Raw genomic sequence first — 19,017 nt, 5'->3', positions numbered from 1 at the left:
CGTTCAGTTGTCCAGTCGCGCTAAAAAGGAATAACAAAACCGACCCCAAGGAGCCGGTCTTCCATTGTCTTGAACCTGATCAGTAAGTAACCGCCAAACCTGGCAAATCCACGGTGACCTGCATGGAACCGACCGCTTGCAAACAATGGCGTGCAAACTCCTGGGCGCGTTCTTCGTCTTGCGTCAGCAAGGTATAGCCCAGGGCATCGGCAACACCCATGATTTTATCGAGCAGCAGCACTTTGCCGCTGGCCCGCATGGGTTCACAGCCCAGTTCCTGCCAGGTGCGATCAAACCAATCACGAGATTGTTTGCCGCTTTCAGGATCGATGGTTTGTATTGGAGTGACCAGCTCTATGTGCTGGCGAGGACTAAAGATCACAAGCACCATAGCGCTCATAGACGATCTCCGAAAAAATTGGATCAACTGTGGAGCTTAAGCAAAGAAGGCCTGCCAAATTGTCGGCAGGCCGACATTTCAGACCCTACCAGGAACTGTCTGCCGGCTCCCACATTACCGGAACCCCCGTGTTGTTGGCCTGACGCAGCATATCGAGCAAGGGGTAAGCCCGCTGGCCAAAACTGACGGCCTGGGACATCGGATGCTCCTTGTCCTCGTCTTCGTCCTCGTGGGGCGAGTGCTTGTTTTCCCGGTCTTGCCCGATCGCTCGCTCAATATTGCCAATGGCTTCGGACAACTGCTCGGGCGTGAAGACGCCACGCTCGGGCAAACCATCGGGATAGGAGCGCCCTGCGGCCCGGAGAATAGGCATGGCATGTTCAGAGAACATCAGAACATCGGCGGCGGCTTTGCTTTTAAAGACGACTAGCATACGGTTTCTCCTTATGGATCTTTGTGTTTCCGATTCGACTTTCAGGATACACACCCCTGCAAGATAGCAGGATTTTCCCCCTCTTGGAGAGTCCTTCATGCCTGTCGCTGCGCTGTACTGCTTAATCCCGCTTTTGATCCTGGCGCCGTCTCCGGTCTGGTCACACGGCTCACTGGAATGCTCCTTGCCCCCGACCCCCACACGCTGCGCACCGGCGGCTGCCCTGGGGGACCTGCCCGAGCCTGCGCCGGATATGGGTTTGCTCAATCCGGTAGACCTGCTGGGCGGACGCAAACAACAAAGCGATATCGATCTGCCCCTCAGCCAGGCATGGCCATTGCTCCAGCTACAGCGTCACTGGAACGGGCAGGGACGCAATCCCACGCCTACACTCGGTTCAACAGGCTGGGCCTTGAACTACGATCTGCGCATCCGGCAGCAAGGCCATGCCTTATTTATGCCCGATGGGCGACAGACCCGCTTATACCCACCGGCCCGGGCACAAGGCGCCGCTTGGCTCTGGCAAGGCCCCAATGGCTTGGCCCTGCGTTTTAATGAACAGGGCTGGTTGATCCAGGTACGTATCGGCAGCCGGCAATGGCTGGATATAGAGCGCTTTACGGCCAGCCATCCGCGGGCGCACGCTGTGCAGACCGTGCGTAACCATCTAGGACAAACACTGGTATTTGACTGGCAAGCCCCGGCGCAGAAACCGGACTCGTCACCAGAGCGGGCGCAAAACCAGACAGCCATCCAGGCCCCCACCACATCAAGTGCCACCGTCATCCATATTCAGACGCCAGCCGGCCCCTTTCACTGGTTTCTGGAGCAAGGCGATCTGCAGATCTGGCTGGCCAAGGTCAGCCGCCCCGACGGCATGCAACGCCTCTACCATCCCACGCCGGGGAGACATGACTTGGGAGGCAGCAGCCTGCAGGCGCCCGGACAAGCCCCGCACCAGATGCAGCATTGGGAGTATGACGCCCAGGGCCGTATCCGTCGCCTGATCTCCTACGCTTTCGAGCAGGAATGGACGGCCACCCATGAGCCAGGCATCAGTAAATGGTTCATCGGCGCGGAGCAGCATCATTTCCACTATCGCGACTATCAAGGCCAACGGCGACTGCAAACCCTGGAAAGCCGCTTGTGCGAATCCTGCCCGACCCATCGCACGCACTGGCAGTACGACCCGCAGGGGCGCTGGCTGCAGGCCGGCCCGTGGTCGGCACGGCGTCGTGCAAATGGAACGCTGTCACAGTTAGAGCAGGATCAGGGCGGATGGGGGATGCTGCGCCTGGGGCTGGATGAGAAAGGACGTTTAACACAGTGGGCGAGCAGCCTGCACGGCAGTCAAATGCGCTACTGGAACGCGAGTGGCAAGCTCACGCGTATTGACTACGCCCAAGAGGGTTCGCTGGATATTCAATACGATCAACAGGGGCGATTAAGCCGTCTTGAGCACCGGCAAGGCCAGGACACGGAGCGCAGCGAACTGGACTGGCTGGGCCCGGGGGCGCTGCGCATTCGTCACCCCACTGAAACGCAATGGCTCACTTTGCGCGCCGGTCTGCTGAGGGAGCGTCGTCTGGAACGGGCACATAGCCCCGGCCAGATCTGGATCGAACGCTTTGAGTACGACAAGCAAGGCCGGCTCACACACCACACCTTGCCCGAAGGAGGGCAACTTCGCTACCGCTGGGATGCGCAGGGACGTTTGCAATCGCTGCAATGGATCGGGCAATCCGGGCAGGCACAAACTGTGATTCGCGCCCAGGAGACCGGCTACGCCTGGGGCAACGGCCTGCACTTGATCAGCCATGCGAACAGCACCGGGCAGACGGTGGATGCCATGCTTTTGCAGGCCGATGGCCAAGCGGTCTGGACCCAGGCCCGCCGTCTGGATGAGCAAGGCAATGTGCTGGAAGAGCGTCATGAGTACCCGCTGCTGCAACACACGCGTCACTGGAATCTGCACTATGACGCTCAACGCCGTTTGATCGCGTTGCGGCAGGGCACGACAGAACCGGCGCAATGGCTGGCCTGGAACCCGGACGGCTCACTTGCGGCGCGCACACCGCAAGCCGTTACGCCGATTGGACGCATGCCCAGCGGAACCCCAACCACAGTCGGCACCATGCGCCTGGACTACGGCCCCAACCGCCGCTTGCGGCGTGTACATACCGCCGAGGCCACGCTGGTTCAGTACCGGCATGACGCCTTTGGTCAACGTATCTGGCGCAAACAAGGTCATCAGGAACGCGCCTTTTTCTTTCATGGCCAGCAGTTGATGGCCGAGCTGGATTTGCCTGCCGCGCCTGGCCTGCGCCTATCCCGACGCTACCTGTACGCGGGCCTCACACCGGTAGGCATGATTGTTTACCAGCCCGACGGGCAAGGGCGCTTGTACTACCTGCATGGCGATCTGATGGGAGCGGTGCGGCTGATTAGCGATCAGCATGCCAAACTGGTCTGGGGCGCAGACCTGAACCCCTTGGGGCAAGCCGAGATTTTGCGGGAGGACCTGGAATTCAATCTGCGCCTGCCAGGGCACTATGCCGAGTCCGCAACAGGCTGGCATGACAACCTGTTGCGGACCTATTTGCCCGATCATGGCCACTATCTGGAAGCGGACCCGCTGGGGCCTTGGCCCCAGAGCCAGGCCGTGGGCTACGCCCACCAGCAGCCCTTGCGTCATATCGATCCCACCGGCCTGCTGCTGTTCGCGTTTGATGGCACAAGGCAGGCGCCCATCACCACTAGCAATGTGTGGAAACTGTCGCAGTTGTATCAGGATGGAGCCGTGCACTACAGCGACGGCCCCGGCAATCCTTTGACTGTCGATCTGGATGCGCTGACTGCCTGGCGGGCGGGTCGCATTCTGGAATCACAATGGAAGCACTTTCTGAACCGCATGCAGGAGCGGGGGCCTGCGGCTGTTGCTGAGCCGGTAGACCTGCTGGGTTTTTCACGCGGGGCTGCACTGGCACGCGACTTTTCCAATCGCATTATGGATCACCTCCATCAAGGCTGGTTTGTCTTGAATGACCCGCAGCGCGGTGCCATCCGGGCCTGTATCACCCCCCGATTTTTGGGCCTTTTTGATACCGTGGCGCAGTTTGGGCTGGGGGGCTGGAGCAACACCCACTATCGACTGGGTGTGTCGGACGCCTGGAACTGGGTCGCCCATGCCGTGGCCATGCACGAGCACCGACTGCTCTTTCCCTTAAGCGGCCTGGCCCAGGCCATGAACACCGTGGAGATGCCCTTTATCGGTGCTCATAGCCAAATTGGCGGCGGTGTGCTGCCCGATGACAGGACCGCCGTCAGCGACCTGGACAAAGTGGCTCTGGCCTGGATGCATTGGCAAGCCACGGCAGCCGGTTTGACGCTGGCCGAATTGCCTCAAACGGATCTACAGGTCAGGCACCCTATCGTGCAAGACATGCGGCCACCCGGCCTGCGCCTGACCACGCATGGTGTCCGGCGCATTGACTACCATGGCCATGGTCAGGACCTGCTGTATCAGGACTCCCATCCTGCCCTGGGCCGGGACGTGCGCAAAAGCATGGAGCGTCTGCTCACGCGCTTTGATGACTGGCGCGTGCGCGGCGGCAATCAGGTGGCCTGGGTAGACATGGACGCTTACGATACGTGGTTACAGAACCACCTGGGATGGGAGCGCTAGGCTTCTTGAAAAGAATTTGGTGTCAAATCACGCTATCATGTGGGGCTATCCGGCGGGCCGATGCCGCGCCTTCCATCCGGGGCCTGACCAACTCGTCCCGGTTGTCTTTCTACCAATCCAGACCTTTCCTATGCTTGCTGAGCAACAATCTCAATTAATCGCCTGCCTTCAGGCTGCCGTCCGTGCCATCTTGCCCCAGGCTGAGCCGACCATTACGCTAGAGCGCCCCAAAGTGGCCGCGCACGGTGATGCCGCCTGCAATATTGCCATGCAACTGGCCAAACCGGCCGGGCGCAACCCGCGCGAACTGGCTCAGCAAATCGTCGATACCCTGATGGCCGATCCGAACGCCGCCGCCTTGCTGGCTGGCGCGGAAATTGCTGGCCCAGGCTTTATCAACTTCCGTCTGTCCACCGCCACCCATCAGGCAGTCCTGCACGCCATCGCCGAGCAGGGTGAGCATTTCGGTCACGCCGCGCCCACCCATGAAAAACTGATGGTGGAGTTCGTGTCGGCCAATCCTACCGGCCCCCTGCACGTCGGTCATGCCCGTCAAGCCGCCCTGGGCGACTCACTGTGTCGCGTGTTCAGCTCGCAAGGCTATGACGTGACACGGGAGTTCTACTACAACGACGCTGGCAACCAGATCGACAATCTGACCACCAGCGTACAGGCCCGTGCGCGGGGCATTGAACCCGACAGCGAGCAGTTTCCCGCTGATGGCTACAAGGGTGACTACATTCTGGATATCGCCCGCGATTACCAGGCTGGTGCAACGGTTCAGGCCGCTGATGGCAAGTCTGTCACGGCCAGCGGTGATCTGGACAATCTGGAAGACATCCGTCGCTTTGCTGTGGCCTATTTGCGCCGTGAGCAAGACTTGGACCTGCAAGCCTTTGGTCTGAAGTTTGACAATTTCTACCTGGAAAGCTCGCTGTACACCTCCGGCAAGGTTGAGAAAACCGTGCAGGCCCTGATCGACGCCGGTCACACCTACGAGCTGGACGGCGCGCTATGGCTGCGCACCACCGAACTGGGGACAGGGGACGATAAAGACCGCGTAATGCGCAAGTCCGAAGGCGGCTATACCTACTTCGTCCCCGATGTGGCCTACCACGTGACCAAATGGGAGCGCGGCTTTCACCACGTAATCAATATCCAGGGCACCGACCATCATGGCACCATCGCCCGGGTGCGCGCCGGCCTGCAAGGGCTGGGACTGGGTATCCCCAAGGAATTTCCAGCCTATATTCTGCACAAGATGGTGAAAGTCGTGCGCAATGGCCAGGAAGTGAAAATCTCCAAACGTGCCGGCAGTTACGTCACCTTGCGTGATCTGATCGAATGGGTGGGCCAGGATGCCGTGCGTTTCTTCCTGATCCAGCGTCGTGCCGACTCCGAATTCGTATTCGATATCGATCTGGCCTTGTCCAAGAGCGAAGAAAACCCGGTCTATTACATCCAGTACGCTCATGCCCGCATCAACTCCGTGTTGAACCAGTCGGCAGAGCTGCTCGATCAGGTACCGGGGGCCGACATCACGCCCCTGACCGCCCCCACCGAGATTGCCTTGCTGCAACGCCTGTCCGAATACCCCGCCGTGCTGGCCCAGTCCGCCCGCGAACTGGCACCTCATCACATTGCGTTCTGGCTGCGCGACTGCGCCGCGGACTTCCACTCCTGGTACAACGCCGAGCGCGTGTCGGTAGACGACACTGCCTTACGTCTGGCTCGCCTTCGTCTGGCCCAGGCCTGCGCCCAGGTCATCCGCAATGGTCTGAACCTGCTGGGTGTATCGGCACCTGAACGTATGTAAACCCATAGGCAGATATGGCAAGAGCACGAAAAAAATCCGGCAGTTCCGGCGGTACGTATACCGGCATTCTGATTGGCCTGATTCTGGGCCTGGGCGCCGCAGTGGCGGTGGCCCTGTTTGTCACCAAAGTGCCCATGCCCTTTGTCGACAAGGCCAGTCGGGACAAACCTACCGTTGCCTTGCCTGAAGGGCGGGATTTACTGGACCCGAACCGGGATCTGTATGGCAGCTCCAGCGGGCAGACGCCGCCACCGGGCGGCACGATTCCCGGCTTGACCCTGCCTCCCGTCAATTTGCCCAATGTGCCCAAACCCGCTGCGCCCGATGCCTTGGGCGACCTGATTGCGACCTTGCCTTCCATAGGGTCCGAGTCTGCCGGCCAGCCTGAGGCACGCCGGACACCGGCGCCAACGGTGGCCGCTCCGGCAGTCACACCGTCCGCGCCAAGCGCCCCGGCACCGGCTGCCAGCAAACCGGCCGCACCAGCACCGGCCGCCCCCCCTGCGGCCGCCAAGCCCGCCACGACCTCGACCCCTTATTACCTGCAGGCGGGCGCATTTCGCAACACAGCCGATGCAGAAGCCATGAAGGCCCGCCTGCTGATGCTGGGCTTTAATGCGTCCGTGCAAAGTGCTCAGGTCAATGGCGGGACGGTAAACCGGGTACGCCTGGGGCCCTTCAAGGGCATAGACGAAATGAACCGGGCACGCAGCCGGCTGGCCGAGGAAAAAATTGACACCTCCGTCGTACGGCCCTGAGCCCTTAACGATGAAAACGGGCCCGAGGTGAACTTTTCCTCCCTTGCACAGGTCATAGACCTCATCTTCCCCCTTAAGGAAATTGATTCATGAAGCTGAACGCATTGTTTGTACGATCCCTGGTCGGTGCCAGTCTGTTGGCCGGGGCAAGCTTGCTGCCCACCACCAGCGCGCTGGCTCAACAAGCCAACCAAGGCTACGTTACCCTGCCTGCGGCTCAGCCCTCGGACAGCGTCGGCAAAACCGAAGTGCTGGAGTTTTTCTCCTACAGCTGCCCACATTGCGCCATCCTCGAACCCAAGGTTGAAGCCTGGGCCAAGACCCTGCCTGACAATGTCGTGCTGCGCCGTGTGCCGGTTGCCTTCAATGCCGGCATGACCGACCTGCAAAAGCTCTACTACACCCTGGAGGCCATGGACCGCCTGGACCTGCACCCCAAGGTGTTTGATGCGATTCACCAAAAACGTGAACGCATCTTCGATGCCAAAACCATCTCGGCCTGGGTGGCCAAGCAAGGTGTGGACAAGGATCGCTTCGAGCAGACCTTCAACTCCTTTGGCGTCCAGACCAAGGCCAACAAAGCCAATGAACTGTCCAATACCTACCAGATTCAGGGCACACCTAGCCTGGCTGTGGGGGGCAAATTCGTGACGTCGCCTTCCTTGGCCAATGGCTACGACGAAAGCATCACCAAGGCCCAGGAGCTGGTGAAAATGGTCACCAGCCGCTAATCAGCACGCTGGGCACGCCATAGCAGCAACGGCCCTCAAGACGGAATACATTCCGATCTTGAGGGCCGTTGCCGTTTTTATCGCTGTGACCGCGGGTCTGGCCATACCGCGTCCATAAGCCGCCACGGCGCTGACCGCCACTTGTCCGACAAGTCGGCCGCCCCATGCACGCAACGTCCCACCCAGCGGGCGCGCCTGTCTGCTTTATCCCGTGTCAGCTAGCCTCAACCCTGCGCGGCCTGCTCAAAAGCCTGCGTCAGATCCGCGCACAAATCCTTGGGCGACTCCAGCCCAATATGCAAACGCACCAAACTGTCCTGACTGTGTTCCCAGTACGTGTGGCCGCTCAGGAATGCCGTATCCACCAGTTGCACCAGACTTTCAAAGCCGCCCCAGGAAAAGCCGATACCGAACAATGTCAGGGCATCCACAAACACACGCGCCTGCACAGGGTTCAGTGCCAGTTGGACCGACAACATCCCGTTGGAGCCCGTACAGTCTCGCTGCCACAAAGCATGGCCGGGGTCGTGAGGCCAGGCAGGGTGATAGATCCGAGTGACTTCAGGACGACTGTCAAGAAACTGGCACACGGCCAGCGCATTGGCAGCACTTTCACGCATGCGGATGGGCAGGGTGCGCGCGCCCCGCAAGGCCAGCCAGGCATCGTCCGCACTGATGGAAAACCCCAGAGCATAATGGTTGTCGTGCAAGCGCTTGTTCAGTTGCGGATCGGCCGACATGACCGCGCCCAGCATCAGGTCGGAGTGACCTGCCACATACTTGGTTCCCGCCACGATGGAGACATCAAAGCCCAACGCCAGCGGACGGTAGATATAACCCGAGCCCCACGTATTGTCCGTGACCAGCAACAAATTGTGCTGGCGTCCAAACGCGGCCAAGGCGGGCATATCCAGCATCTGCATGAGCAGGGAACCAGGCGATTCCACGTACACCATGCGGGTGTTGGCTTGCAGATGGCGTTCCATTTCCTCAGGGGTCGGCGCGCAGAACGTGGCCTGTATGCCCATGCGACGCAGCACCGTCTTTTCCAGATAGCGGACCGGACCATAGGCGCTGTCCGCAATCAGCACATGATCGCCCGAATCCAGCAAGGCCAGCAAAGCCAGGGTAATGGCCGCCATGCCCGAGGGCGCCAGCAAGGCCTGGGTGGCAGACTCAAGCTGACAGAACACCTGCTCCAGGGCGGCGTGGGTATCCATGCCCGAGCGCCCATAGGTGACCGAGCGTTTTTCTGGATCGGCCTTGTCAGCCTGAGCGCGGTCCAAAGCATCCAGATTACGAAAGCGCACCGTACTGGTACGCATGATCGGTACGGCCACCGGCGCCGCATCCGTGTGCGGATCGAACGGTGCCAGACCAGTATGTTGCAGGGCGGTGTCCAGGTCGAGATCAGAACTCATAGTGTCGGCAGGCGGTAGCAAGAAAAACTCTACGCTACCACAGGCCGACAGAGCGGGTCGCCCCTGCTTTCAATCACTATATTGCCGGTCCTTATTAAGGAGCGGACTCGTTCTTCATGTGCGCTGGAAGCGGTACACCCCGTCCTCGCCCATCTGGCGACACAAACGGCCGTCAAAGTACAAGGCGTGCAAGTGAGCAATGGCCTCGCCCATGGCAAAAGTCATCTGATGCGAATCGAGCTTGCGATGAAACAGCACCGGCAAGATGTCGGCTGCCGTACAGGGCTGGTCACACGCTTGCAGGACCTCTTCCAGTCGCTCGGCATGATGTTCCTGCTGCTGACGAATGCGCTCATGCATGCCACGGAAAGGTTTGCCATGTGAGGGCAGCACCAGGGTATCCGCGGCCAGATCCTGATAAGACAGCAAGGAATTCAGGTACAAGGGCAAAGGATTGGCAAATGGCTCGGTATCGAACACGCTGATATTGGTGGAGATACGCGGCAAGAGCATGTCACCGGAGATCAGCACCTTCAGCGCTTCGCAGTACAAGGACATATGCTCGGGCGCATGGCCGTAACCCACGATCAAACGCCAGGGGCGACCGGCGATCACCACACGCTGACCATCCATCAAGCGCACAAAACGCTCGGGCACTGAAGGCACCATCGAAGGGTAGTAATCGCCCCGGCTGCGAATCTGCTCACGGGCTTTCTCATCTTGCAGACCGTGACGGACAAAATGCGCCTCTGCCGCCACACCATTCGGGCCGCCCGCTTCCGCACCCGTCTGTCGTCCACCCGCACCCGACCACAAGCGAGCCGTGGCGTAATCGGTCATGCTGATCCACAAAGGAGCATTCCAACGCTGGCATAACCAGTCGGCCAAGCCAATGTGGTCAGGGTGCATATGAGTCACGATCACGCGCAGGACAGGCAAACCGTCCAGTTCATGCTGAAAAACCTGTTCCCACAGCGCGCGCACTTCAGGGCGGGCGACACCACAATCCACAATAGTCCAACCGTCGCGACCCTCGATCTGGTCGCGCAACAGCCACAGATTGATGTGATCCAGCGCAAAGGGCAAAGGCATGCGCAACCATCGCACCCCCGGTGCGACCTCCAGGCTGCCACCCGGTGGGGGCAGGGTATCTGCCCAGGGATAATTCAATTTTTGTTCGTTAGGATTCATGCTCACTCCAATGAATAGCTCTTGCAAGACGTAAGGGCTGTCCATACTAAAAGGCTAGGGCCTGTTAAGCGTAAAAGAAGCCTCACAGACCCTGGTTCGCACCCTGGCTCTATGGCATGATAGTTTACGTTTACGTAAATCACACTAAAAATGACAACGACAACCTGGACAATATCGGATCTGGCGCATGAGTTCGGCATTACGCCCCGAACCCTGCGTTTCTATGAAGACCAAGGAATCTTGAGCCCGCTGCGCCAAGGTACCCAGCGCATTTATCAGCCCCGCGATCGTGCCCGCCTGAAGCTGGCCCTGCGCGGCAAACGGCTGGGACTGCAGTTATCGGAGATCCTGCGGCTGATCAATATGTATGAATCCCCGATGGACACCGCTTCGCAGCTTAAGCATTATCAGGAAGTGCTAAACGAGCATCGCCTGCGCCTGGAGCGGCAGCGGCAGGACCTGGATCAGACCTTGCAGGAAATTCAGGATCAGCTCGACATCTGTCACACCATGAGTGAACAGTTAAAGCAGGAATCCCGATAAGGGAAAACCCATATATATGACGTTTACGTAAACGTAATATAAATAGGATTCTACAACCCATTTATTTCCACGGAGTGTCTCATGAGCCTGCCCGGCCTGAATTTCGATCTTGGCTCCGACCTGGACATGCTGCGCGACGCTGTCGCCGACTTCTCCCAGGCCGAAATTGCCCCCTTAGCGGCTCAACTGGATCACGATGACCAGTTCCCCATGCACTTGTGGAAGAAGTTCGGTGAGATGGGTTTGCTGGGCATGACCGTCAGCGAAGAATACGGTGGTGCGAACCTGGGTTATCTGGCCCACATGATCGCGATGGAGGAAATCTCCCGTGCCAGCGCCTCGGTAGCCCTGTCCTACGGCGCGCACTCCAACCTCTGTGTGAACCAGATCAACCGCAACGGGACAGAAGCCCAGAAGCAGAAATACCTGCCCAAACTGATCAGCGGCGAGCATATCGGTGCCCTGGCCATGAGTGAGCCCGGTGCTGGTTCGGACGTGGTCAGCATGAAGCTGCGCGCCGAAAAGAAAGGCGATCACTACGTGCTCAATGGCTCCAAAATGTGGATTACCAACGGTCCGGACGCTGACACCCTGGTGGTGTACGCCAAAACGGACCCGCAAGCCGGCGCACGCGGCATTACCGCCTTTCTGATCGAAAAGGATTTTGCCGGTTTTTCCGTCGCCCAGAAGCTGGACAAACTAGGCATGCGCGGCAGCCACACGGGCGAACTGGTGTTCCAGGACTGTGAAGTGCCTGAAGAAAACGTGTTGGGCCAGCTCAATGGCGGCGTCAAAGTGCTGATGTCCGGCCTGGACTACGAACGCGCCGTACTGGCCGGTGGCCCGCTGGGCATCATGCAAGCCGTCATGGACGTCGTCATTCCCTACATCCACGACCGCAAGCAGTTCGGCCAGGCCATTGGCGAATTTCAACTGATTCAAGGCAAGGTGGCCGATATGTACACCACCCTTCAAGCCAGCCGCGCCCTGTGCTATGCCGTGGGCAAGAACCTGGATCGTCTGGGCGCCGCTCACGTGCGCTCCGTGCGTAAAGACTGCGCGGCCGCCATCCTGTACAGCGCTGAAAAAGCCACCTGGATGGCCGGCGAAGGCATCCAGATTCTGGGCGGCAACGGCTACATCAACGAATTCCCCACAGGCCGCCTGTGGCGCGATGCCAAGCTGTACGAGATCGGCGCGGGCACCAGTGAAATCCGCCGCATGCTGATTGGCCGCGAACTGTTCGCTGAAACCGCCTAAAAAGGCAGAGGCATGTCCAACCCTGATTTTGGCGAAACCACGGTCATCACTCCGGTTCAAAAACCGGCGATGACCGCGACCCAGGTCGCTCAGGCCATGCTGGATGGTTTCAATCGCCACTATGCGCTGTTTCGCTATAGCGCCCAGCGCGCCAAGTCCTTGTACGAATCGGGGGACTGGCATGGCATCCAGCAACTGTCCCGTGAGCGTATCGAGTATTACGCCACGCGAGTGCGCGAGTGCGCGGCCATGCTCAGCCAGAATCTGCGTCTGCATCAACCGACACCGTCGGCACCGGCCCACCTGGACGAGGCCCAGCAGCAATTGTGGCTACAGGCCAAGGCAGAGTTTGTACGCCTGCTCTCGGGTCACCGACAGCCGGAATGCGCCGAGACGTTCTTTAACTCCGTCTCCTGCCGCGTCTTGCATCGGCACTACTTTCGCAACGAATTCATTTTCGTGCGCCCAGCCGTTGCCACGGATTATCTGGACGGCGCGCTGCCTTCGTACCGGGTCTATTACCCCACCGAAGAAGGTCTGGAAGCCAGTCTAACCAGTATGCTGGCCGACTTCGGTCTGGCCGCCCCCTTTGCCGACCTGCCACGCGATGTGCGCACGCTGGCTCGCATGGCGGTGCGTCAGCTGTGTCGCCGTCTGCCACGGGGCTATGGTTCGCGCATTGGCTCAGACTGCCAGATTCAGGTGCTGAACTCCCTGTTCTTTCGCAACAAGGGGGCCTATGTGGTGGGCCGCCTGATCAATCAAGGCGAAGTGCTGCCTTTTTCGCTGGCCATTTTGCATCGCCCCTCCGGACATTTGTACATCGACGCCTTGCTGCACACCACGGACGACCTGTCCACGCTGTTCAGCTTTACGCGCGCCTACTTCCTGGTCGATATGGAAGCCCCGTCGGCCTATGTGGACTTCCTGTCCAGCCTGCTGCCACGCAAGCCCAAGGCCGAGCTTTATACCGCCATCGGTCTGCAAAAGCAGGGCAAGACGCTGTTCTACCGCGACTTTCTGCACCACCTGTCGCACTCGCACGATCACTTTGATCTGGCTCCCGGTATTGCCGGTATGGTGATGACCGTCTTTACGCTGCCGTCTTACCCTTATGTCTTCAAGCTGATTCGCGACCGCATTCAAAAGCAGGGCATGGATCATGCCACGGTGCGCAGCAAATACCAGCTGGTCAAAAAGCATGATCGTGTCGGGCGCATGGCTGACACCTGGGATTACGCGCAGGTTGCCTTGCCCAAGGCCCGCTTTTCACAAGCCTTGCTGGAAGAGTTGCGGCGCGAAGTGCCCAGCCTGCTGGAAGAGTCCGAAGACACCATCTTGCTGCGCCACGTCTATATCGAACGGCGCATGACTCCCCTGAACCTGTACCTGAACAAGGCCAGCGATCCCGCCCTGAACGCCGCTGTCGACCAGTACGGCAAGGCAATCCGCGAGCTGGCGGCCGCCGACATTTTCCCCGGCGACATGTTGTTCAAGAACTTTGGGGTGACCCGTCTGGGCCGCGTCGTCTTTTATGACTACGACGAAATCCAGCATATGCGCGAGATGAATTTCCGCGCCATTCCGCCCGCACCGAACGAAGAAGCCGAAATGGCGAGCGAACCTTGGTATCCGATTGGCCCAAACGATGTATTTCCCGAAGAATTCGGCTACTTTCTATTGACCGACCCACGCATTCGCAAAGCCTTCATGGCCCACCATGCAGAATTGCTGGAGCCTGAATGGTGGTCTCAATGTCGCTTGCGGGTAACGCAAGGTCGGATCGAAAATATTTTTCCGTATAACAAAGATCGGCAGCTGCACGAGTTTGCCAAGCGCGCACCGGTCTCCTCTTTGCAACCAGGAGTCTTTCATGACTAATTCCGTTGTCATCGTCTCGATCGCCCGCACCCCGATGGGCGGCATGATGGGTAGTCTGTCCGATCTGGCCGCTCACGAACTGGGCGCGGTCGCCATCAAGGCGGCCGTGGAGCGCTCGGGCATCCAGGCCGACCAGATCGACGAAGTGATCATGGGTAACGTGCTGCAAGCTGGTCAGGGCCAGGCCCCTGCGCGCCAGGCGGCCCTGGGGGCCGGTCTGCCCCAGGGCGTGGCTTGCACCACCATCCACAAGGTTTGCGGTTCCGGCCTGAAAGCGGCCATGTTTGCCCACGACCTGCTCAAGGCTGGCAGCGTGGACGTCGTCGTGGCTGGGGGCCAGGAAAGCATGAGCAATGCCCCTTATCTGCTGCTCAAGGGCCGCCAGGGCTACCGCTACGGCCATTCCACCGTGTATGACCATATGGCCATGGATGGACTGGAAGACGCGTACAGCCGTGGTACCGCCATGGGTGTGTTTGCGGAAGACTGCGCCAGCAAGTACGAGTTCAGCCGCGAAGAGCAGGATGCCTATGCACTGGAATCGCTGCGCCGCGCTCGTCAGGCCAGCGAAGACGGCAGTTTTGACTGGGAAATCGCTCCGGTAACGATTGCGGGCCGCAAAGGCGATGTAGTCATTGCCAAGGACGAGGCCCCCACCAAAGCCATGCCCGAAAAGATCCCCACGCTGCGTCCCGCCTTCAAAAAAGATGGCACGATTACCGCGGCCAACGCCTCGTCCATTTCGGACGGTGCCGCCGCCATGGTGATCACCACCGAAGAGAAAGCCAAGGAACTGGGCGCCACGCCACTGGCGCGTATTGTGGCTCACACCCAGCACGCTCAGGAGCCCGCCTGGTTCACGACTGCACCCGTAGCCGCCATCCAGAAGCTGCTGGATAAAACCGGCTGGAGCGTGGCTGATGTAGATCTGTTCGAGATCAACGAAGCCTTTGCCGTGGTCACCATGGCCGCCATGAAAGAGCTGAACATCCCGCACGACAAGGTCAATATCCACGGTGGCGCCACGGCCCTGGGTCACCCCATCGGGGCATCGGGTGCGCGCCTGCTGGCCACCCTGATTGGCGCCCTGCGTAAAACAGGCGGCAAGCGCGGCATTGCCTCGCTGTGCATTGGCGGCGGCGAAGCCGTCGCGCTGGCCGTCGAGCTGGTCTAAAGCAAGCTCATCAGCCGGGCTGCGGCCCGGCTGATTTTATGGGCTTTTCTCTGTTCTCTTTCCAGGCACGCCATGTCAGTTATTGAATCCCGCATCAATCCGCGTTCCCAAGACTTTCAGGACAACGCCTCGATCATGCAGGCCCTGATCCTTGATCTGCGCCAAAAGCTACAGAAAACCGCCTTGGGTGGGTCCGAATCCGCCCGGCAACGCCATGTGGGACGCGGCAAGCTGCTGCCGCGCGAACGCGTCGAACGTCTGCTTGATCCCGGTACGCCTTTTCTGGAGCTCTCGCCTCTGGCTGCCCAGGATGTCTATAACAACGAGTCTCCTGGCGCGGGCATCATCACGGGCATTGGCCGCATTGCCGGCATTGAATGCGTGGTGGTCTGCAACGACGCTACGGTCAAGGGCGGGACCTACTATCCGCTGACTGTGAAGAAGCATTTGCGTGCCCAGGAAATTGCCCAACAGAACAATCTGCCTTGCGTATATCTGGTGGACTCGGGCGGGGCCAACCTGCCCAATCAGGAAGACGTATTCCCGGATCGGGACCACTTTGGCCGCATCTTCTACAACCAGGCCAATATGTCGGCCCAGGGCATTGCGCAGATTGCTGTCGTGATGGGTTCATGTACCGCTGGCGGTGCCTACGTGCCGGCCATGAGCGATGAGTCCATCATCGTGCGCGACCAGGGCACCATCTTCCTGGGTGGGCCGCCACTGGTCAAAGCCGCAACCGGTGAAGAAGTCAGCGCCGAAGACCTGGGTGGTGGCGATGTGCACACCCGTCTGTCCGGCGTGGCCGACCATCTGGCCGAGAACGATCTGCATGCGCTGGAACTGGCACGCCGCTGTGTCGGCCGCCTGAACCGCGAGAAAAAACTACCCTGGCCGCTGAAAGAAGTGCGCGAACCGCGCTACGACCCGCAAGAGCTGAACGGCATCATCCCCGCCGATACCCGCAAGCCCTACGATGTGCGCGAAGTGATCGCCCGCATTGTGGATGACTCGGACTTTGATGAATTCAAAGCCCGCTTTGGCACCACGCTGGTGACCGGCTTTGCCCATATCCACGGCATGCCCGTGGGCATCATCGCCAACAACGGCATTCTGTTCTCGGAGGCGGCCCAGAAAGGCGCCCACTTCATTGAACTGTGCTGCCAGCGCAAGACACCTTTGGTGTTCCTGCAGAACATTACCGGCTTCATGGTGGGCCGCAAGTACGAAAACGAAGGGATTGCCCGCCACGGCGCCAAACTGGTCACCGCCGTATCCACGGCTGCCGTACCCAAGTTCACCGTGATTCTGGGCGGCTCTTTCGGTGCCGGTAACTACGGCATGTGTGGCCGTGCCTTCAGCCCGCGCCTGCTGTTTCTCTGGCCCAATGCCCGTATCTCGGTCATGGGTGGTGAGCAGGCTGCCAGCGTACTGGCTACCGTGCGCCGTGATGGACTGGAAGCTCGTGGCCAGACCTGGAGCGCCGAGGAAGAAGAGGCGTTCAAGGCCCCGATCCGCGCCCAGTACGAACATGAAGGCCATCCCTACTACGCCACGGCGCGTCTATGGGATGACGGCATCATCCAACCCTCGGATACCCGGCGCGTTCTGGCCCTGGGCCTGTCCGCCGCCTTGAACGCCCCTATTGAAGACACCCGCTTTGGCGTGTTCCGCATGTAAGACAAGGAGACACTGTGTTTCAGACCCTGCTGATAGCCAATCGCGGTGAAATTGCCTGCCGGGTGGCCGCCACTGCCCGCCGCCTGGGGCTGCGTACCGTTGCGGTTTACTCCGACGCGGACGCCGACGCCCAGCACGTCCGTGCTTGTGATCAAGCTGTGCGCATCGGTGGCCCCGAGCCACGCGACAGTTATTTGAAGATCGACGCCATTCTGGAAGCCGCCCGCGCCACTGGCGCGAATGCCATCCACCCTGGCTATGGTTTTCTGTCCGAGAACGAGCATTTTGCTCGCGCTTGTGAACAAGCCGGCATTATTTTTGTAGGGCCGCCCGCCCAGGCGATTGCCGCCATGGGCAGCAAATCCGCCGCCAAATCCTTGATGGAAAAAGCCGGTGTGCCTTTGGTGCCCGGTTACCACGGCGACAACCAGGACCCCGACTTCCTGCACCAGCAAGCCGACAATATCGGCTACCCCGTGCTGATCAAGGCCAGTGCCGGTGGTGGCGGCAAAGGCATGCGTATTGTGGAAGAATCCGGCGCATTCCTGGAGGCCTTGCGCTCTTGCCAGCGCGAAGCCGCCAGCAGCTTTAGCGACGACCGCGTGCTGATTGAACGCTACATCACCAAGCCACGCCACATCGAAATCCAGGTCTTTGGTGACCAGCACGGCGAGTACGTGTATCTATTCGAGCGCGATTGCTCGGTGCAGCGCCGTCACCAGAAAGTGATTGAAGAAGCCCCCGCTCCCGGCATGACGCCCGAACGTCGTCAGGCCATGGGGGAGGCCGCTATTGCGGCAGCCCGCGCCGTGAACTACGTCGGTGCTGGCACCGTGGAGTTCATTGCCGAGCAGGACGGACGTTTTTACTTCATGGAAATGAACACCCGCCTGCAGGTGGAACACCCCGTCACCGAACTGATTACGGGCCACGATCTGGTGGAATGGCAATTGCGCGTGGCCGATGGCCAGCCTTTGCCGGCCAAACAAGACGCGCTGAGCATCCATGGACATGCCATCGAAGTGCGGATTTACGCCGAAAACCCCGATAAGGATTTCCTGCCTTCCATCGGTACGCTGCGCAGCCTGCGATACCCTGCCCATGCCTCCTTCACCTGCGGTGAGGTCCGTATCGACAGTGGCGTGCGTGAGGGTAGCGTCATCAGCCCGTTCTACGACCCCATGATTGCCAAGGTCATCACCCATGGTGCGGACCGCGAGCAAGCACGTCGTCGCCTGATTCGCACGCTGGCTGACACTCAGGTGGCGGGTGTACACACCAACAAGACCTTCCTGCAACGTCTGCTGGGCGATGAAGCCTTTGCCCAGGCCGATCTGGACACCGGCCTGATTCCACGCCGTCACGATGCGCTGTTCCCCCGCGATCAGGATGTGCCGGCTTCGGTGCTGGCTTTCGCCGCCTGCGCGGTGCTGACGCACCAGGGCATGGGCGCACCGTCCACCAACCCGGACCCCTGGGGCGTCCATGACGGCTGGCGCCTGAGCGGCGATTACGACCAGAAGGTCCATGTGCAACGGGGCGAGCAAGCGCATGAAATCCTGCTGCAGCGTCGTGAAAGCCAGTGGCAGATCACACTGGGCGACGAACAGCATGCCTTGCGCTGGCAGGCTGCCCAAGCCGCCGATCTGGCTGATACCCTGACGCTGCGCTTGTGGCTGGGTCAGACCGAATATCGCGCCCAGGTGCTGCGCGATGGCGAGCATCTGCAAGTGGCCCAGGAGGGTTCGGACTGGACCTTGAGCGTGGTCGATACCCTGGCCAACGCCGGCACCAGCAGCCAGGAAGCGCACGGCGGACGCCTGACTGCCCCCATGCCGGGCAAAATCATTGCCCTGAATGTGGGCGCTGGCGACAGCGTCAAGCAAGGCGATGTGCTGCTGGTCATGGAAGCCATGAAAATGGAGCACTCCATTCAGGCACCCGCTGATGGCATCGTGGCCGAACTGTTCTTTGCCGTGGGCGATCAGGTCGCCGAAGGGGCGGAGCTGGTCACGATGGAGAGCTGAAAACCATCCCCGTTAGG

Annotated in this window: 14 protein-coding genes; 10 read left to right on the top strand and 4 right to left on the bottom strand. The window is 60.1% G+C overall.

Annotated features, from left to right (window positions below):
- Positions 1-79: 79 nt before the first annotated feature.
- Both RSQ48_RS00715 and RSQ48_RS00710 read right to left on the bottom strand, forming a co-directional pair.
- The gene (locus tag RSQ48_RS00715) at positions 80-400 is read right to left on the bottom strand and encodes a hypothetical protein (protein ID WP_003800530.1); all 321 of its coding nucleotides are present in this window, start codon (positions 398-400) and stop codon (positions 80-82) included.
- 85 nt (positions 401-485) lie between these two features.
- Positions 486-833 (bottom strand): DUF1840 domain-containing protein, encoded by a 348-nt coding sequence (locus RSQ48_RS00710; protein ID WP_003800531.1) that lies wholly within the window; start codon positions 831-833, stop codon positions 486-488.
- 97 nt (positions 834-930) lie between these two features.
- Between RSQ48_RS00710 and RSQ48_RS00705 the strand changes: the two genes are divergently transcribed.
- The 4 genes from RSQ48_RS00705 to RSQ48_RS00690 all read left to right on the top strand — a co-directional run bounded on the left by RSQ48_RS00705 (position 931) and on the right by RSQ48_RS00690 (position 7,823).
- Complete coding sequence (locus RSQ48_RS00705) at positions 931-4,518, top strand: phospholipase effector Tle1 domain-containing protein (protein ID WP_415302043.1); 3,588 nt, start codon at positions 931-933, stop codon at positions 4,516-4,518.
- A 130-nt stretch (positions 4,519-4,648) separates the two neighbouring features.
- Positions 4,649-6,334 (top strand): arginine--tRNA ligase, encoded by a 1,686-nt coding sequence (argS, locus tag RSQ48_RS00700; RefSeq protein ID WP_240209182.1) that lies wholly within the window; start codon positions 4,649-4,651, stop codon positions 6,332-6,334.
- A gap of 14 nt (positions 6,335-6,348) precedes the next feature.
- Positions 6,349-7,092 (top strand): SPOR domain-containing protein, encoded by a 744-nt coding sequence (locus RSQ48_RS00695; RefSeq protein ID WP_003800538.1) that lies wholly within the window; start codon positions 6,349-6,351, stop codon positions 7,090-7,092.
- Positions 7,093-7,181: 89 nt separating this feature from the next.
- Positions 7,182-7,823 carry a thiol:disulfide interchange protein DsbA/DsbL gene (locus RSQ48_RS00690; RefSeq protein WP_003800541.1) on the top strand — a complete coding sequence of 214 codons (642 nt, stop codon included), beginning with the start codon at positions 7,182-7,184 and terminating at the stop codon, positions 7,821-7,823.
- Between the two features lie 224 nt (positions 7,824-8,047).
- On the opposite strand, the gene metC is transcribed toward RSQ48_RS00690, so the two are convergent.
- Together metC and RSQ48_RS00680 are read right to left on the bottom strand one after the other, a co-directional pair.
- Positions 8,048-9,244 (bottom strand): cystathionine beta-lyase, encoded by a 1,197-nt coding sequence (gene metC / locus RSQ48_RS00685; protein WP_415302042.1) that lies wholly within the window; start codon positions 9,242-9,244, stop codon positions 8,048-8,050.
- A 114-nt stretch (positions 9,245-9,358) separates the two neighbouring features.
- Positions 9,359-10,435 (bottom strand): MBL fold metallo-hydrolase, encoded by a 1,077-nt coding sequence (locus tag RSQ48_RS00680; protein WP_059318446.1) that lies wholly within the window; start codon positions 10,433-10,435, stop codon positions 9,359-9,361.
- A 150-nt stretch (positions 10,436-10,585) separates the two neighbouring features.
- Here RSQ48_RS00680 and RSQ48_RS00675 point away from each other — a divergent pair, with 150 nt between their 5' ends.
- From RSQ48_RS00675 to RSQ48_RS00650, 6 genes are all read left to right on the top strand, one after another.
- Positions 10,586-10,978, top strand: a complete 393-nt coding sequence (locus RSQ48_RS00675) for a MerR family transcriptional regulator (RefSeq protein WP_003800546.1) — start codon at positions 10,586-10,588, stop codon at positions 10,976-10,978.
- Between the two features lie 81 nt (positions 10,979-11,059).
- Positions 11,060-12,238, top strand: a complete 1,179-nt coding sequence (locus tag RSQ48_RS00670; protein WP_415302041.1) for an isovaleryl-CoA dehydrogenase — start codon at positions 11,060-11,062, stop codon at positions 12,236-12,238.
- Between the two features lie 69 nt (positions 12,239-12,307).
- Positions 12,308-14,119 carry a bifunctional isocitrate dehydrogenase kinase/phosphatase gene (gene aceK / locus RSQ48_RS00665; protein WP_230406346.1) on the top strand — a complete coding sequence of 604 codons (1,812 nt, stop codon included), beginning with the start codon at positions 12,308-12,310 and terminating at the stop codon, positions 14,117-14,119.
- The gene (locus RSQ48_RS00660; RefSeq protein WP_003800551.1) at positions 14,112-15,293 is read left to right on the top strand and encodes an acetyl-CoA C-acyltransferase; all 1,182 of its coding nucleotides are present in this window, start codon (positions 14,112-14,114) and stop codon (positions 15,291-15,293) included. The genes aceK and RSQ48_RS00660 overlap by 8 nt, the downstream gene beginning before the upstream one ends.
- 72 nt (positions 15,294-15,365) lie before the next feature.
- Entirely contained in the window at positions 15,366-16,973 is a 1,608-nt protein-coding gene (locus RSQ48_RS00655) for a carboxyl transferase domain-containing protein (protein WP_003800553.1), read from the top strand.
- Between the two features lie 14 nt (positions 16,974-16,987).
- Positions 16,988-19,000 carry an acetyl/propionyl/methylcrotonyl-CoA carboxylase subunit alpha gene (locus RSQ48_RS00650; RefSeq protein ID WP_415302040.1) on the top strand — a complete coding sequence of 671 codons (2,013 nt, stop codon included), beginning with the start codon at positions 16,988-16,990 and terminating at the stop codon, positions 18,998-19,000.
- The last annotated feature ends 17 nt before the right edge of the window (positions 19,001-19,017 follow it).

It is taken from the genome of Alcaligenes sp. SJTW-7, from assembly GCF_047716895.1.
Classification (GTDB): Bacteria; Pseudomonadota; Gammaproteobacteria; order Burkholderiales; family Burkholderiaceae_B; genus Alcaligenes; species Alcaligenes ammonioxydans.
The sequence above is the reverse complement of the archived record's forward strand: the minus strand, read 5'-3'. Positions and strand labels throughout refer to the sequence as shown.